Source organism: Kordia sp. (genome assembly GCF_045105435.1).
GTDB lineage: Bacteria > Bacteroidota > Bacteroidia > Flavobacteriales > Flavobacteriaceae > Kordia.
Genome location: NZ_JBGCDL010000176.1, coordinates 1 through 15,280, shown reverse-complemented (window position 1 = coordinate 15,280; position 15,280 = coordinate 1). Strand labels below are relative to the sequence as shown.

Genomic DNA, 15,280 nt, shown 5'->3' with positions numbered 1-15,280 from the left:
AATTTTATCGATTGCGGCGGCGTTGTACGAAATGAAAACGTAGTCAACTTTCAATTGTGGTCTGCTGACGATATAGATCATCGTTTGGAACCAAAAAAATTAATGAACATTATTGAACTTTCTGAAAAAGTGTTAGGTATTGAAGATTGGGAAGTTGAGGTAGAATACCAAGCGGAAACGATTGGGAAGTACGGATTGGATTTTGCAGATAATCATTTCATATTAACTACAAAACAAACCGATTGTTTGGCAAAAGATAATTGCGGAATTCCAGCGGAAAAACCAAAGATGAAATTATCTGAATTGCAAGCGCAAATGAATGGCGGTTGCGATCCGAATTCAGGTTGTTGTTAATAACCAACATTTTATGACACGGAATTATACTTTATTAGCCATCATTTTAATTTTGCTTTCTGCTTGTGGAAACGGAAAACCCAAAGCATTAGAAAAATTCTATGAAAATATTGAAATCGTAAGTTGGGACGATATATCGAGTCCAGAAGAAGATATCGATTTCACTATAAAAAGGTGGAATGCCATGCCTTTTATGGACACCAAAAGAAGAATTGTAAAAGATTTAGTTAAAAACTATTTAAAAAAGGGCGATCGTTTTAATAAAGATAAATTCCTAGAACTGATATCGTATCCATTGTATGAATTTGAAAGCGAAAAGTACGTTGTTTTAGGATATCCGATAGGAAAAGAAATTGAAGATAAACTGCTTGTATTCTTTATAATTTATGAAGGAAAAATATATGATACGCTCTTTGCAAAAATCAAAACATACGACGCAAAATTCAATTAATTTATAAAGTTGAACCAAACAAAAACTAATAAATTCGATTCATACAGTCGATATTGTAAAAAAACAATAACTTTGACGCAAATTTTTAAGCTATTTACAGAAACAAAGTCTTAGTACATGGATAAAGAACTTACTATTGTCGTTCCCGTTTATAATGAAGAAGATAATTTAGAAAGAGTTGAAAAAGAACTTGGTGCGTATGCCGCATCTGCAAAAATTCCTGTCAAAATTTTGTTTGTAAACGATGGCTCAAAAGATAAAAGTCAGGAAATGATTGAAAATATTTGTGCCAATAGCACCATTTTCAATTTTGTATGCTTTGCTGAAAATCGCGGATTAAGTGCCGCTATTAAAGCAGGATTTGATAATACTGACACCAGTTTAGTTGGTTATATTGATTCCGATTTACAAACTGCGCCTGCTGACTTTGATTTACTCCTAGAACATATTGGTGAATACGATTTGGTAACAGGTGTACGCGCCAACCGAAAAGATTCGTTTGTAAAAAATATGTCTTCAAAAATTGCCAATGGTATTCGTAGAGCGTTTACCAAAGATGGTATGGACGATACAGGTTGTCCGTTAAAAATCATAAAAACTGACTTTGCAAAACGCATTCCAATGTTTAAAGGATTGCACCGTTTTTTACCTGCAATGATTTTACTGCAAGATGGAAAAATTAAGCAAATTCCTGTACAGCATTTTCCAAGAATTGCGGGAGAAGCTAAATACGGATTGTGGAATCGTTTGTTTGGTCCGCTAATGGATTGCTTTGCCTATGTTTGGATGAAAAAAAAGTACATCAACTACTCTATTGCTAAGAAAGGATGATGACTTGGCTCATTTATGGAATTGGTGCATTGGCACAGTTATTATTTTCAGGAAGAACCTTATTACAATGGGTTATTTCTGAAAGAAACAAAAAAGTATTAACTCCAGCTTTGTTTTGGAAGCTGAGTTTAGTTGCTTCTTTCCTACTCTTTGTATACGGTTATTTACGAAACGATTTTGCCATCATGCTTGGGCAAGTGCTAACGTATTTTATTTACGTCAGAAACATACAATTGCAAGGCGAATGGAAGCGTATGCATCAATTGGTGCGAATTTTTATCATTATCTTTCCATTGATCATTATTGCAATCGGGTACAACAACAACAAACAAGACATTTATAATTTACTCAACAGTCAAGACATTCCAGATTGGTTGTTGTATTTAGGCATCATTTCTCAAATTATTTTTACCTTACGCTTTGTATATCAGTGGATTTATTCGGAACGAAAAAAAGAATCGAGTTTACCTTTAGGTTTTTGGATGTTAAGTTTGCTTGGCGCGAGTTTGATATTTACGTATGCCATTTTTAGAAAAGATCCTATTTTGATTGCAGGTCATATATTTGGTATTGTCACCTACGTTAGAAACATAATGCTTTTAAGAAATCACTCATGAATTTTATACAGGAGAAAAATTACGTTTGGATACTCGTTATAGTATGTTTTTTTATCTTTTTTATGAATCTTGATGTATTGTATCCGAATATCATGGAGGCGCGAAACTTTATTACTGCACGTGAAATGGTTTCTGATGACAGTTGGTTATTGACCACAATGAACGGTGAACCACGTTACGAAAAACCGCCGTTACCAACTTGGTTGGCTGCTTTTAGCGGAATGCTTTTTGGATTTAAAAGTTTGATTGCATTGCGAATTCCTTCTGCACTAATTACACTGATTTTGGTACTTTTCTCCTATCGTTTTGGAATAAAATTTTTAAAAGATAAGAAACAAGCTTTCATTAATAGTTTGATTCTTGCAACTTCCTTTTACATTGTTTTTGCTGGTAGAAATGGAACTTGGGATATTTTTGCACACGGTTTTATGATCATTGGAATTTACTATATTTTTCAATTCTTTTCCGAAGATTCAAAAATATGGCGCAACGCGTTACTCGCCGGAACTTTTATTGGTTTGTCCTTTATGAGTAAAGGTCCAGTCTCGCATTTTGCCCTGTTTTTACCTTTTATCATTGCCTATAGTATTGTATATAAATATTCGAACTTTAGGAAAAAATGGTTGCCTTTAGTCGGTTTGATTTTGGTTACTGCCATTATTTCCGCTTGGTGGCCATATTATATTAGTGTAATGGATGGCGAAACTGCTAGAGCCATTGCAGAGAAAGAAACAACTGCATGGAAAGATCGTAATGTACGTCCGTTTTATTACTATTGGAGTTTCTTTGTACAATCGGGTGTTTGGACAGTTGTTGCCTTTGTAAGCTTGCTATATCCGTATTTAAAAACACGTGTGGAGAATTTGAAAGCCTATAAGTTCAGCTTGTTTTGGACTTTGGCTGCAGTTGTACTATTATCACTAATCCCTGAAAAGAAATCGCGCTATTTATTACCCGTTTTAATTCCGTTAGCATATACGACGAGCTTTTTTATTATGTATGTTTTTAAATCGTTTCAATCAAAAATGGAAAAGCTGGAACGCATTCCGATTTACTTAAATTTTGGTTTAATCGGATTGGTTGGATTGGCATTCCCAATTGTAGGGTATATTTTCTTAAAAGACAATCTTACAGGATTTTATATACCTTTTATACTCACTTCTTTAGTGTTGGTTCCGATTGGATTTTTTATTCTGAAATATCTCTATGAACAAAAAATTCAGCGTGTTTTCTATTTGATTGTTTTCTTCTTAATGACAACAATTACGTTTGGTTTTCCGTTGGCAAGTGCCTTTTTGGATAATCCTGATTATAATTCGCTGGAAGATATATCGCGCAAAGCTGAAATCGAAAAAGTTCCTGTGTACATGTTTAATATACAATCACCAGAGTTGGTGTGGGATTATGGTGGAAAAGTTCCGTTACTTCACAGTCATGCATTGGAAGTTCCGAAAGAAACTACATTTAAAGCATTGGTGATGATTGGTGCTAAGAAAAGTTTAGAAAAAGCATTTCCAAATTATAAAATTACACACTTAGAAACATTTGATTTGAATCCTATTGAAGATACAAAGAGAGATTATAAAGATCGATTACGTACCGATATGTATTTGGTGGAGAAAAAGTAGGTTTTTGGATGTTAGTATCGGCTTTGCCTTTTTAAGAACACAACGTTACGCTTCTTTTGACGCTGGTAACGGAAAAGATTTTGAGCAAGGAAAACTTTCAATGAACGATTTATACAAAATTGCTAACCAAAACGGTGAGTTATCATTACAAAGTGGTAAACAAGAGTTGTTTGAAAACATTATCAATCAATACATCTAAAATATTTTATTTTAATACATAAAAAAATCCAGTGTTTTAAGTAACACTGGATTTTTTTGTATTGTAAATTCTCTGTTTGATTACTAGCTAAAAATAAAGTACGTACTTATTACAACTACACAAATTGCAAGACCTACTGGCTTTACATATTTCCAAGGTGTAATATCTACATCTTCCGTATATTTTTGAACATAATCTGTTGTTCTAGGTTTCATTTTACCAATGACTAACATAATAATTATTGCTAATACAAAAGTTATGGCTTGTACATGTAACATGTGTGGTAAATCTACATCAAATCCTTTCGATAAAATAATATACGTTACATATAAAACAAATGAGAATATAATACCTACTTTGGCTGCAATTGCTGGAACACGCTTAGATAAAAAGCCTATTACAATTACTGATAATATAGGAATACTGTAAGCTCCGTTTACGGTTTGTAAGTATCCAAAAATACTTTCTGCATACATTAAAAAAGGTGCAATAAACATCGCAAAAACGGCTAATATAATACCAAAACGCTTTCCTACTTTTACCACTTTTTCATCTTCTGCTTCTTTATTTATGAATTGTTTGTATATATCTACGCCATATAATGTAACACAACTATTTAATGCTGAATTAAAAGAACTTAATATAGCTCCAAAAAGTACTGCTGCAAAAAATCCTACCCAAGCATCTGGTAATACATCTGCAACTAACTTAGGATACACATCACTTGTATGTAATCCTGCGCCATATTTATGATATGCTATAATACCTGGTAAAACAACTATAATTGGTCCTAATATTTTAATAAAAGCTGCTATAGTTAATCCTTTTTGTCCTTCAGCTAAATTTTTAGCTCCTAAAGCACGTTGTATTATTTGCTGGTTTGTTCCCCAATAAAATAACTGTACTAACATCATCCCTGTAAAAATAGTAGCAAAAGGAATAGAAGAATCTGGCTTCCCTATTGAATCAAATTTTTCAGGGTTATCAGCAACTAACTGACTTAAACCGCCTAGCACACTTCCATCATCACTTATCGCCATTAAACCAAAAGCAGGAATTAAAAGTCCTCCAATTAATAAACCAATGGCATTAATCGTATCTGAGACTGCTACCGCTTTTAAGCCTCCAAAAATTGCATATATAGATCCTATGAGACCAATAGACCATACACACAACCATATAGATTGTGTTTCAGAAATACCTAATAATTCTGGAAAACCAAACATACCGCTAATTGCCTTAGATCCCGTAAAAAGTACCATTGGCAATAAAACTACTGCATATCCAGTAAGGAATAGACCCGATGTTAATGCCTTTGTAACACTATCAAAACGACGTTCTAAAAATGTTGGAATGGTAGAAATACCACCTTTTAAATATTTTGGCAATAAATATATTGCTGTAACAACCATTGCTATTGCAGCTAGAGTTTCCCAAGCCATTACTAAGATACCATCTGTATAAGCATCTCCATTTAAACCTATGATTTGCTCTGTAGACAGGTTGGTTAATAATAATGAACCTGCAATAACACCAGCAGTCAAACTACGTCCTGCTAAAAAATAACCTTCAGATGAATTTTCGTTTGTTTTTCTGGTTGATACATAAGCAATGACAGCAACCAATAAGGTAAAGCCGACAAAAGAAATAATTCCTAACATTTTATAGTATAGTTTTAAGTTAAAGGCCTAAATGTATTAGATAAATTTACAAAACGATACAATGAATTGATTTATTTATGCAACTAATGGTATAAATTTTAATCTTTTGTAGCTGAAGAATAGCTGATTATATAATTAGCGTTTTTTATTTGAAAAAAATCAGGTTTTATTGCTTCTTAATTGAATGTATTAAAAAACAATAAGGTGTCTTTGACGTGTCTCTCTTATATGTTCTTCGGAAGGAATTACGATACGACCTACTGTTCCTCCTGATTGATATGTTTTCCAATTATGTGCACATTTACGAATATCTTTATGACCTAAAACAAGTGTCACTTCCTCACCTTGGTCATCGATTTTACCATATCCTTTTTCAAGCCTTTCTGTTTCGAAAGCATCAGGAAATTTACTTTTTTTCATTCTTAGTTATTTTAATTCTAAAAAGAATATTTACGCTATTAATACTCTTAATCTATCTACTGCTTGCTCTGCAGTAATATCGCGCTGTGGCGACCCAAACATTTCATAACCTACCATAAATTTCTTTACAGTTGCACTTCTTAATAATGGCGGATAAAAACTCATATGCCAATGCCAATGTTGGTTTGGCTCTCCATTTGTTGGTGATTGATGAATTCCGCTAGAATACGGGAAAGAACACTCAAACAACTTGTCATACGCTTTTGTAATTTTAGAAATTGCATCCGCAAAAGCTAAACTTTCAGCTTCCGACATTTCTGTTATATTACGTTGCTTTTGTTTTGGAACAATCATGGTTTCAAAAGGCCAAACTGCCCAAAAAGGAGTAAGTACCACAAAATCATCATTCTGATAAATGATACGCTCTTTTACTTCTAATTCTTGTTTTAAATAATCGCCTAATAAACTAGTTTGATTCTTGCTATAATAAGCTTTTTGCTTATTGTCCTTTTTTTCAACCTCATTAGGCAATGTAGACTGACTCCAAATTTGTCCATGCGGATGTGGATTACTACAACCCATTACGGCTCCTTTGTTTTCGAATATTTGAACATAGTTAATGGAATCATTTGCGCCTAAAGTACTATATTCTTCTTGCCAAGTCTTCACAACTTTATTAATAGCGATGGTATCCATATCTGCCAAACTTTTAGAATGGTCTGGACTAAAACAGATAACTTTACATATACCTACCTCACTTTCTGCTCTTAACAAACCATCGTTAATAGAAAAGGATTTAGAGTCTTTTTGCAATGCTGCAAAATCATTGGTAAATACAAAAACGTCCTTATAATCTGGATTTTTTTCTCCATTAATTCTAGTATTTCCTGGACATAAATAACAGCTTGGGTCATATGAAGGTCTTACCTCGTTAGACACAGCTTCGTTTTGTCCTTGCCAAGGTCGTTTGGATCTGTGTGGCGATACCAACACCCATTCTCCCGTTAGGATATTAAGGCGTTTATGTGAATAATCTTGTAAATCTGTATTCATTATTTTTTAATTATACTATTCTATTTTTTAATGACTTTAGTTCCTCTAGATAGCTTTACACTATAGATTGAACAGGCTTTCCCGTACTTTTCTAGATACTTTTTTGAGACTTCTTTTTTGAACTTTTTCACTTCATCTTCTAAAATTAGATTGATCGTACAGCCACCAAATCCGCCGCCCATCATTCGTGCTCCAAGTATGTTTGGATTATCTTTGGTTGCATCGACTAAAAAGTCTAACTCCTCACAACTCACTTTAAACTGACTACTTAATCCATGATGTGATTGATAAATTAACTTACCTAAGGTTTCTAAATCGTCTTGCTGTATGGCTTCTGAAAATAATTTCACACGTTCATTTTCTTCAATAACGTATAAAGCTTTCTGAAAATCTTCGTCTGTGATATCTTTCTTGATACTATTTAATGCTTCTTTTGATGCATCTCGCAACGCTTCAATATTTAATTTATTTGACACGTCTTCGCAAACTGCTCGCCTGTCGTTATAGGCACTTTCAGATAAATCGTGCTTTACATTGGTATTGATCAGTAGTAATTTGTATTTCCCTAAGTTTATTTGAAATGGTTCCGATGTAATCGTTCTACAATCTAAAAGCAAAGCGCTTTTTTTAACGCCAAACATACTTGCATATTGATCCATAATACCACATTTTACACCAGCATAATTATGCTCGGCTTTTTGTGATATTAATATCATTTCAGTTTTTGAAAGCTTAAGATTGAACAACTCATTCAATCCGAAGATAAAACTGTTTTCTAACGCAGCAGATGACGACAAACCTGCTCCTCCAGGAATATCACCCGCAAAAACAGCATTAAAATTATCAATATTATGTCCTCTTTTTTGAGCTTCAGCTACGACACCTAAAATATAATTTCTCCAACCTCCATTTTGTAATGGTTCGATGGCAGCTAAGTCAAATTTGTAAGTTTCATCTTTATTTAAGGCGTGTACTTGACAAGTATCTGTGTGGCTTTTATGTATAGCCAACACGATCCCTTTATTAATCGCACCTGGAAATACAAAGCCTTCATTGAAATCGGTATACTCTCCTATGAGGTTTATTCTTCCGGGAGAGAATACCATTTCTGGCTTGGTGTTAAATTGAGTTTTATATCTTTTTTTAACTTCTTTTACCAATTTCTTATTCATAATTCAATATCTATTAAGAATTGTATCCTTTAGTATTCATGTTTTTTGTTAAGTTCTCTATGATAATATTCCAACTAACTTCATACGTTTTACCTACATCAAGAATTTGCAATCCTATTTTATTATTTAAACTATCTGAAACACCTGTCATAGGCTCAATAGCAATTGTATTGCGTTTTTCTGGCGTATAGAGTTGCAAAAAATTATCTATTGAAGTTGTGCTTATTTTCATATTATATGTTGGTGTCACAAATTCTACTTCGTTGTCTGATAAAATATAACAATCGTCTAGTTTACTGTCTTTAATCTGTAATGCTTCTGTTTGGGTATAAGCTTCAATATCTAAAGGAATTAACTGATTGTCAAACTTTAGCTTTTTAGTACTTTTAAAACGGAGATAACTGTTATAAAGATCTTCACTTTTAAAATAAGGATGCCAACCTAAGGTGAAAGGAAAAAAGCTTGAATCTGTATTTTCCACTTTTACCGTTACCGTTAATGCGTTGTTTTTTAACTTATACGTTACAAGTAATTCGTATGTAAAAGGAAACCCAATAGATGCACCATCATTTGAATAATGCAATGTCACCAAACCAAAATCTGCAGTTAATTCAGTAGTTTTTACTGCTATTCTTTTGTTGTAGACTAAACCATGAAGTGCGTTATTTCGTGGCATATCGTTACAGTCTAATTGATAGGTTTTGTTATTGTGCTTATAGGTTCCGTTTTTTACACGATTGGCAAACGGAAACAAAATAGACGACGCATACGTGTCTTCGTAACTTGATGAATCCATGTCAATGACTTGCGCGTTATCAAGTTTCAAATTCAATACACTTGCGCCTTGGTCAACGCTTATTTTTACTTTTGAAAAACCATTACTATCAAATAGCTCTATGTATTCAAGCCCTTCTTTTTTATATGTAGTTTGTTTGTACAATTTATAACGATTTTCTAATGATTAAACGGCTAGGATTATCTACTTGAATATGTTCGTTGGTGAGTATCATTTCTGCCAAACGCTTGCTCATTAAATTAAAATCTGTTGATATGGTAGTTATTCCGCCTTCAACTATTTCTTTTAATAGCGTTTCGTTGTATGAGATAATCCCTATTTCTTCTCCTAATAGTAATTGTTGTTCTTTTATTTTTTTGATGATTCTTATTAAGCTTTTATCGTCAAGTAGGATGTAAACTTCTCCTTTTTTTAAGGCTCTGTTTTTAATTGAATCGACAATTTCATAGTCAATATTTTCATTTTCACAAAACAATTTAAATCCATTAAGAATACCTTCAGGTTGTTTTTCTGAAGAAAATGACAATACCATTTTCTTGTATTTACTGATAAGCGATTTACCTTCTAGAAGACCATTATAAATATCTTTTTCAAAATTTTGATGAACAGATGGATAGGTGTCCAAATTGGCATGTGTCTGGTCTAAAATGTAAACCTTATCCTCTGGCAAGCGCTTTAAAACCTCTTGTGTACCTATTAAATTAGCAGGCATAACGACGTAATGACTGTAATTGCCAACATTATCATTAATAAGTTTACCAAACATATCTTTATTAAAATGATGGAAAAAAATATCGACTTGAACATGAACACCGAGATTACTCAAAAATGAATTATAGAGGTCTTCCTTAAAAGAATTAAACTCATCAAAAAGTAAAAATACTTTCTGTTTTACATCAATATCTTCACTTGTAACATAATAACCTTTACCAACTATAGATTGAATAACGCCACGCATTTTTAGCTCATTAAACGCCATTAAAACAGTATCTCTAGATAATGAATGTTGATTTTTAATACTATTAAGAGATGGTAATTTATCTCCTTTTTTTAAGGCACCACTAACGATAGCATCTTCAATAGAAGTTACTATTTGTTTATATTTTGGTATGCTAGATTCTTCAATAACTGGTACTATAGCCATGCAACAAATATATAATAATATTACCACTAAACAAACTGGTAGGTACTAGTATGTTTCATTTATTTATTAATATGAATTCAAAACCCAATTAGACCATCGTTTTTAAAGAATATATATTCCTTTTCAACCAATGCCCAAGGTGACAATAGTTAATTACGTAGCTAAAATAATTTGATATAAAATCCTGTACATTAAACTCTTTTTAAAACAAGAACAAAACCAATAAAAGTTGTGAAACCAATAGTAATCGCTATTTTTGACAAAGAAATACAACATTTACATATTCTTAATTCAATTAAAATATGAGACTATCCGCTTTGCAAAAAGCATTTTTATTGAGCCTTTATTTACTAAGCTTATCTGGATGCAAAAAAGAAAATAGTACAAACAACAAATCTAATTTAAAAGTAAACACTCCAGAAGGCATGGTTTGGGTAGCACCTAAGACATTTCTTCAAGGTGCAAAGGCTTCCGATAATTATGCCATGTCACGAGAGAAACCAGCACATAAAGTAACGGTTGATGGCTTTTTTATAGATGCTACAGAAGTAACCAATAAACAATTTAGAGCATTTGTTGAAGCTACCAATTACGTAACTGTTGCAGAAAGAGAGATTGACTGGGAAGTAATGAAAAAAGAACTTCCTCCAAACACACAAAAACCTCATGATTCCATACTACAACCTGGAAGTTTAATATTTAATAAGCATGTAAACGCTGTTGTCAACATGCAAAATTATGGACAATGGTGGACTTGGAAAGTGGGCGCCAATTGGAAACGTCCTCAAGGACCAGGATCTTCAATAGAAGGTCAAGATGATTATCCTGTAGTACATATTGCTTATGAAGACGCACTTGCGTATTGCAAATGGGCAAATAGAAGATTACCAACAGAAGCCGAATGGGAAGCCGCAGCGCAAGGCACTCAAACCGATGCTACTTTTACTTGGGGAAACGACTCTCAATTACTAAATAAAAAAGCCAATACATGGCAAGGCGTATTTCCAACAGTAAATAAACCTATTGATGGTCACAAATACATTGCGCCAGTAAAATCGTTTGAACCTAATACAATTGGTCTTTTTGATATGTCAGGAAATGTATGGGAACTCACAAGCGATTTATTCAATATTAACTATTACAAAAAATTAGACAGCGACAAAACTGTAATAAATCCCAAAGGAGCTGATAAAGCATTTAACCCAGAGAATCCATATGCTAAAGAACGCGTTATTAAAGGCGGTTCTTTCCTTTGTCATGCATCGTATTGTGCAAGCTTTAGAATTTCTTCAAAAATGGGATTTAGCCCAGATTCAAGCTCGGACCATGTTGGATTTAGAACAGTAGCCACAAAAGAGATGGTAGCTTTAAAAAACGAATAAGTATATCGTTAATGGAGTTATTTTTATAAACCCAGAATCTTTTTTAAATATGCTTTGTCTATATCTCCGCCTGCGAAATCATCAAATCCGCGTTCTGCAGCTTCAATAATATGCTTTTTAATAAAAGGAGCACCTTCTGCTGCACCTTGTTTTGAAGATTTTATACAGCATTCCCATTCCATTACTGCCCAAACATCGCAATCATATGTTGTGAGTTTAGAAAAAATACTTTTAAAATCTACTTGACCGTCACCTAATGACCTAAATCGTCCAGGACGTTCTTTCCAGCTTTGGTAACCACCATAAATTCCACTTTTACCAGATGGATTGAATTCTGCATCTTTAACATGAAACATTTTTATATACTCATGGTAGTAATCTATAAATTTCAAATAGTCCAATTGTTGCAGTACAAAATGACTAGGATCATATAATATATTGACACGTTTATGATGTCCTGTAGCTTCTAAAAAGCGTTCAAATGTAACGCCGTCGTGTAGGTCTTCCCCAGGATGAATTTCGTAGCAAACATCTACATCATTGTCTTCAAAAACATTTAAAATAGGCAACCAACGTTTTGCCAATTCTTCAAATCCCATAGCTACTAATCCATCAGGTCTTTGCGGCCAAGGATACACCGTATGCCAAAGTAATGAACCCGAAAATGTAGCATGTGCTTTGATGCCTAAATGATTACTTGCAATTGCTGAATTTTTTAATTGCTGAACCGCCCATTCTGTTCTTTTTTTGGGATTGTTTCTACAGCTTTCTGGCGCAAAATTATCAAACATTAAATCGTATGCTGGATGTACAGCGACTAACTGACCTTGAAGATGAGTTGAAAGTTCAGTTATTTCTAATCCGTAGGACTGTACTTTTCCTTTTAATTCGTCACAATAGGTTTTACTTGATGCTGCTTTATCAAGATCTATCAAGTTGGATTCCCATGTTGGAATTTGAATCCCTTTATATCCTAAATCTGCTGCCCATTTACAGATACTATCCAAACTGTTAAACGGTGCTTTACTATCTGCAAATTGTGCTAAAAAAATTGCGGGTCCTTTTATTGTTTTCATATGATTTTTATGAATTTAAGATATTGTTTTGTTATTTTAATTTTGTCCATTCAGCATTATTACGATCACTCTTTACTGCGGCATAGATAAATTTCATGCCTCTTAGTCCATCTTTTACCGTTGGATAATCTGGGTTTTCTATAACTTCTCCATTTAAAACCGCCATTAGATGTGTTGCAAAATTTTTATAGATCGTAGCAAATGCTTCCAAATACCCTTCAGGATGTCCGGCAGGAATTCGCGAAACGTTTAAAGCTTCAGGATATAAATCATTTCCATTTGGCGTGTATATTTTTACTGGAGCTTCTAACCAATGTGTGATTAATTGATTTGGGTTTTCTTGATGCCATTCTAAGCTTCCTTTTTCACCATAAACCCGTATTGCCAAATTGTTTTCTTCGCCTAACGCTATTTGAGAAATAGACATGGTTCCTTTTGCTCCATTATCCATACGAAGCAGTAAATTACCATCATCATCCAAGATTCTACCTTTACCAAAACGCCCAAGATCTGCTGCTAATTCTTCTATTTTTAGTCCCGTAATATATTCGACTAAATTTTCGGCATGAGTTCCAATATCACCTAAAGCACCTCCAATTCCTGAGCGTTTAGGGTCTACGCTTCATAAATATATTCAGTACAGATGTTTTGAAGAAGAAATAATAACCTAAAAACAAACCTAAAACCATATGTTATGTAGATTGAAACAATTCATGTAATAGGAGTATGTGCTGCTAAGTATTTTTATAAAAACAATTTTGAAAGTCCACACAAACAATAAACATAGGGTTTAGAAGACAATGTTTGGAATTATTACAAATTGTGAATTGAATATATCAAAACCTTCCAATACAAAATAACCGAATTACGATAAATTATGAATTTTAGAAGATTAACCTTTCTATGTTGTTGTGTAATACTATTATTTTGTTGTTCTAATAGAAAGGAAAATAGAATTATCTTAATTAAGAATACCCTCAATATAGAGAGGACATTTGAAACCGTTGAGTTGTCAAAATAATTTTTAAAGCTTGATGATTTATCAAATATTGGAATTAAAGATGTAAACACAGATCAATTACTAGTTACTCAAGTAGTTGACACCAATGGAGATGGTGTTTTTGACGTTTTACTTTTTCAACCTAAAATAGCTCCTAACTCAGAAAAGCCTTTGAAATAGTTGCAATTTCTGAGCATCAAAAACCCGAAAGTTTACAGTACTGTTATTCGCGTTTTGTTCCCGAACGCACAGATGATTATGCTTGGGAAAATAACAAAGTAGCATTTAGAGTTTATGGTCCAACAGCGCAGAACCTTTTTGAAAAAGGAAAACCTAATGGAACATTATCTAGTGGTATTGATGCTTGGTTAAAAAAAGTAGAATATCCTATTATAAATAAATGGTATAAGAAGTATACAGAAGGCACAGGAAGCTATCATGAAGATACTGGTGAAGGTCTTGATAATTTTCATGTAGGTGTAAGTCGCGGTGTTGGAGGTATTGCGGTAAAAAATGAAAATCTATATTATTTTTCTAAAAACTATACCGAATGGAAAACCATAACTGTTGGACCTATTAGAACTAGTTTTTATTTAAAATATGATGATTGGGATGCTAATGGAAATATTATTCAGGAATCTAAAATTATTAGCTTAGACTATGGTCAAAATTTATCTCGATTTGAACTGACTATAAAAGGCACAAAAACTATTTCTGCCGGATTGACTTTACATGAAAATGATGGAAAAACAAGTGTAAATAAAGAAAACTCATGGGTAAGCTACTGGCAACCACACGCAGACTCTGAAATGGGAACAGCTATTGTCTCAGAAAAAAAATATTTTATTGATTCAGACAAGCATATTACAGATAAAAGAGACCTGAGTAATAGCTACGCTAATTTAAATGTAATAGATAATAAAGTAACTTATTTTGCTGGTTTTGGTTGGAAAAAAAGCGGACAGTTTAAAAATAATTTAGAATGGGAAGATCATTTAAATATATATTCCTTAAAAATTAATAATCCATTGGTAATATCAATAAAATGATTCGCATTTAGGTGATCATTCTAATTTACATCCAAAAAACCATCGCTGAAAAACAATTGCTAATATTCAAAAATTTAAAATTCAATGATTCAAGGTTGTTTAGCGACATATTTTTTTTTTTTTTTTATACAATGTACAAGCTAGAATACTCTTTTACAAGTAAGTAAATAGCTTTTAAATCTTCAATCAAAAAGTTCGACTTTAGAAACTTTGGGTTTGGATTTTTAGATGCGCTTTTGCTATTAGATCGCGTTGCTTTTAGATTTTTGGTATCGGCTTTGCCTATTAGATCTTTAGATCGTTTCGCTCTTGATATTTTGGTAGTCATTGAAACGTCCTTGCGAGAAGCATAGCGACGTGGCAATCTGTTTCTTTAGTAATAGCCATTTTTTGTTGTGATTTTAGATGCGCTTCGCTGTTAGATCGCTGACACTCTTAGAATTTTAG

Annotated in this window: 16 protein-coding genes and 1 pseudogene; 9 read left to right on the top strand and 8 right to left on the bottom strand. The window is 33.0% G+C overall.

Going from position 1 to position 15,280, the window contains the following annotated elements; all coding sequences use genetic code 11:
- From AB8B65_RS09440 to AB8B65_RS09415, 6 genes and pseudogenes are all read left to right on the top strand, one after another.
- Nucleotides 1-354: DUF6428 family protein (locus tag AB8B65_RS09440; RefSeq protein WP_405300704.1), on the top strand; the 354-nt coding region annotated here is incomplete at its 5' end.
- Nucleotides 355-367: 13 nt separating this feature from the next.
- Nucleotides 368-805 carry a hypothetical protein gene (locus AB8B65_RS09435; RefSeq protein WP_405300703.1) on the top strand — a complete coding sequence of 146 codons (438 nt, stop codon included), beginning with the start codon at nt 368-370 and terminating at the stop codon, nt 803-805.
- A 117-nt stretch (nt 806-922) separates the two neighbouring features.
- Nucleotides 923-1,636, top strand: coding sequence for a glycosyltransferase (locus tag AB8B65_RS09430; protein WP_405300702.1), 714 nt, complete (start codon nt 923-925; stop codon nt 1,634-1,636).
- On the top strand, nt 1,633-2,253 hold the full coding sequence (locus AB8B65_RS09425) for a lipid-A-disaccharide synthase N-terminal domain-containing protein (RefSeq protein WP_405300701.1): 621 nt from the start codon (nt 1,633-1,635) through the stop codon (nt 2,251-2,253). The genes AB8B65_RS09430 and AB8B65_RS09425 overlap by 4 nt, the downstream gene beginning before the upstream one ends.
- Complete coding sequence (locus tag AB8B65_RS09420; protein WP_405300700.1) at nt 2,250-3,881, top strand: ArnT family glycosyltransferase; 1,632 nt, start codon at nt 2,250-2,252, stop codon at nt 3,879-3,881. Before AB8B65_RS09425 ends, AB8B65_RS09420 begins: the two co-directional genes overlap by 4 nt.
- Before the next feature lie 31 nt (nt 3,882-3,912).
- Nucleotides 3,913-4,080 (top strand): annotated as a pseudogene (locus tag AB8B65_RS09415) (xylose isomerase); the annotation flags it as partial.
- A gap of 83 nt (nt 4,081-4,163) precedes the next feature.
- On the opposite strand, the gene AB8B65_RS09410 reads toward AB8B65_RS09415, so the two are convergent.
- The 6 genes from AB8B65_RS09410 to AB8B65_RS09385 all read right to left on the bottom strand — a co-directional run bounded on the left by AB8B65_RS09410 (nt 4,164) and on the right by AB8B65_RS09385 (nt 10,326).
- Nucleotides 4,164-5,741 (bottom strand): solute:sodium symporter family transporter, encoded by a 1,578-nt coding sequence (locus AB8B65_RS09410; protein WP_405300699.1) that lies wholly within the window; start codon nt 5,739-5,741, stop codon nt 4,164-4,166.
- Nucleotides 5,742-5,930: 189 nt separating this feature from the next.
- Entirely contained in the window at nt 5,931-6,161 is a 231-nt protein-coding gene (locus AB8B65_RS09405) for a hypothetical protein (RefSeq protein ID WP_405300698.1), read from the bottom strand.
- Nucleotides 6,162-6,191: 30 nt separating this feature from the next.
- Nucleotides 6,192-7,214 (bottom strand): UDP-glucose--hexose-1-phosphate uridylyltransferase, encoded by a 1,023-nt coding sequence (locus tag AB8B65_RS09400; RefSeq protein ID WP_405300697.1) that lies wholly within the window; start codon nt 7,212-7,214, stop codon nt 6,192-6,194.
- Nucleotides 7,215-7,234: 20 nt separating this feature from the next.
- Nucleotides 7,235-8,386, bottom strand: coding sequence for a galactokinase (gene galK, locus AB8B65_RS09395; protein ID WP_405300696.1), 1,152 nt, complete (start codon nt 8,384-8,386; stop codon nt 7,235-7,237).
- 13 nt (nt 8,387-8,399) lie between these two features.
- Complete coding sequence (locus AB8B65_RS09390; protein ID WP_405300695.1) at nt 8,400-9,326, bottom strand: aldose 1-epimerase; 927 nt, start codon at nt 9,324-9,326, stop codon at nt 8,400-8,402.
- A gap of 1 nt (nt 9,327) precedes the next feature.
- A complete protein-coding gene (locus AB8B65_RS09385; protein ID WP_405300694.1) occupies nt 9,328-10,326 on the bottom strand; it encodes a GntR family transcriptional regulator in 999 nt (332 codons plus the stop codon).
- A gap of 302 nt (nt 10,327-10,628) precedes the next feature.
- Here AB8B65_RS09385 and AB8B65_RS09380 point away from each other — a divergent pair, with 302 nt between their 5' ends.
- Nucleotides 10,629-11,708, top strand: a complete 1,080-nt coding sequence (locus AB8B65_RS09380) for a formylglycine-generating enzyme family protein (RefSeq protein ID WP_405300693.1) — start codon at nt 10,629-10,631, stop codon at nt 11,706-11,708.
- 23 nt (nt 11,709-11,731) lie between these two features.
- On the opposite strand, the gene AB8B65_RS09375 is transcribed toward AB8B65_RS09380, so the two are convergent.
- Nucleotides 11,732-12,784 (bottom strand): sugar phosphate isomerase/epimerase family protein, encoded by a 1,053-nt coding sequence (locus tag AB8B65_RS09375; RefSeq protein WP_405300691.1) that lies wholly within the window; start codon nt 12,782-12,784, stop codon nt 11,732-11,734.
- 31 nt (nt 12,785-12,815) lie between these two features.
- Nucleotides 12,816-13,382: a Gfo/Idh/MocA family oxidoreductase gene (locus tag AB8B65_RS09370; RefSeq protein ID WP_405300707.1), complete on the bottom strand. Its 567-nt coding sequence runs from the start codon at nt 13,380-13,382 to the stop codon at nt 12,816-12,818.
- 450 nt (nt 13,383-13,832) lie between these two features.
- On the opposite strand from AB8B65_RS09370, the gene AB8B65_RS09365 reads away from it, so the two are divergent.
- Nucleotides 13,833-13,964: a hypothetical protein gene (locus AB8B65_RS09365; RefSeq protein ID WP_405300706.1), complete on the top strand. Its 132-nt coding sequence runs from the start codon at nt 13,833-13,835 to the stop codon at nt 13,962-13,964.
- Nucleotides 13,961-14,833: a DUF4861 family protein gene (locus AB8B65_RS09360; protein WP_405300705.1), complete on the top strand. Its 873-nt coding sequence runs from the start codon at nt 13,961-13,963 to the stop codon at nt 14,831-14,833. The genes AB8B65_RS09365 and AB8B65_RS09360 overlap by 4 nt, the downstream gene beginning before the upstream one ends.
- Nucleotides 14,834-15,280 lie beyond the last annotated feature (447 nt).

Coding starts and splice junctions, on each gene's coding strand:
- AB8B65_RS09420 (WP_405300700.1), top strand. CDS start 2,250: ATGAATTTTATACAGGAGAAAAATTACGTTTGGATACTCGTTATAGTA.
- AB8B65_RS09430 (WP_405300702.1), top strand. CDS start 923: ATGGATAAAGAACTTACTATTGTCGTTCCCGTTTATAATGAAGAAGAT.
- AB8B65_RS09400 (WP_405300697.1), bottom strand. CDS start 7,214: ATGAATACAGATTTACAAGATTATTCACATAAACGCCTTAATATCCTA.
- AB8B65_RS09410 (WP_405300699.1), bottom strand. CDS start 5,741: ATGTTAGGAATTATTTCTTTTGTCGGCTTTACCTTATTGGTTGCTGTC.
- AB8B65_RS09380 (WP_405300693.1), top strand. CDS start 10,629: ATGAGACTATCCGCTTTGCAAAAAGCATTTTTATTGAGCCTTTATTTA.
- AB8B65_RS09425 (WP_405300701.1), top strand. CDS start 1,633: ATGATGACTTGGCTCATTTATGGAATTGGTGCATTGGCACAGTTATTA.
- AB8B65_RS09375 (WP_405300691.1), bottom strand. CDS start 12,784: ATGAAAACAATAAAAGGACCCGCAATTTTTTTAGCACAATTTGCAGAT.
- AB8B65_RS09385 (WP_405300694.1), bottom strand. CDS start 10,326: ATGGCTATAGTACCAGTTATTGAAGAATCTAGCATACCAAAATATAAA.
- galK (WP_405300696.1), bottom strand. CDS start 8,386: ATGAATAAGAAATTGGTAAAAGAAGTTAAAAAAAGATATAAAACTCAA.
- AB8B65_RS09435 (WP_405300703.1), top strand. CDS start 368: ATGACACGGAATTATACTTTATTAGCCATCATTTTAATTTTGCTTTCT.
- AB8B65_RS09405 (WP_405300698.1), bottom strand. CDS start 6,161: ATGAAAAAAAGTAAATTTCCTGATGCTTTCGAAACAGAAAGGCTTGAA.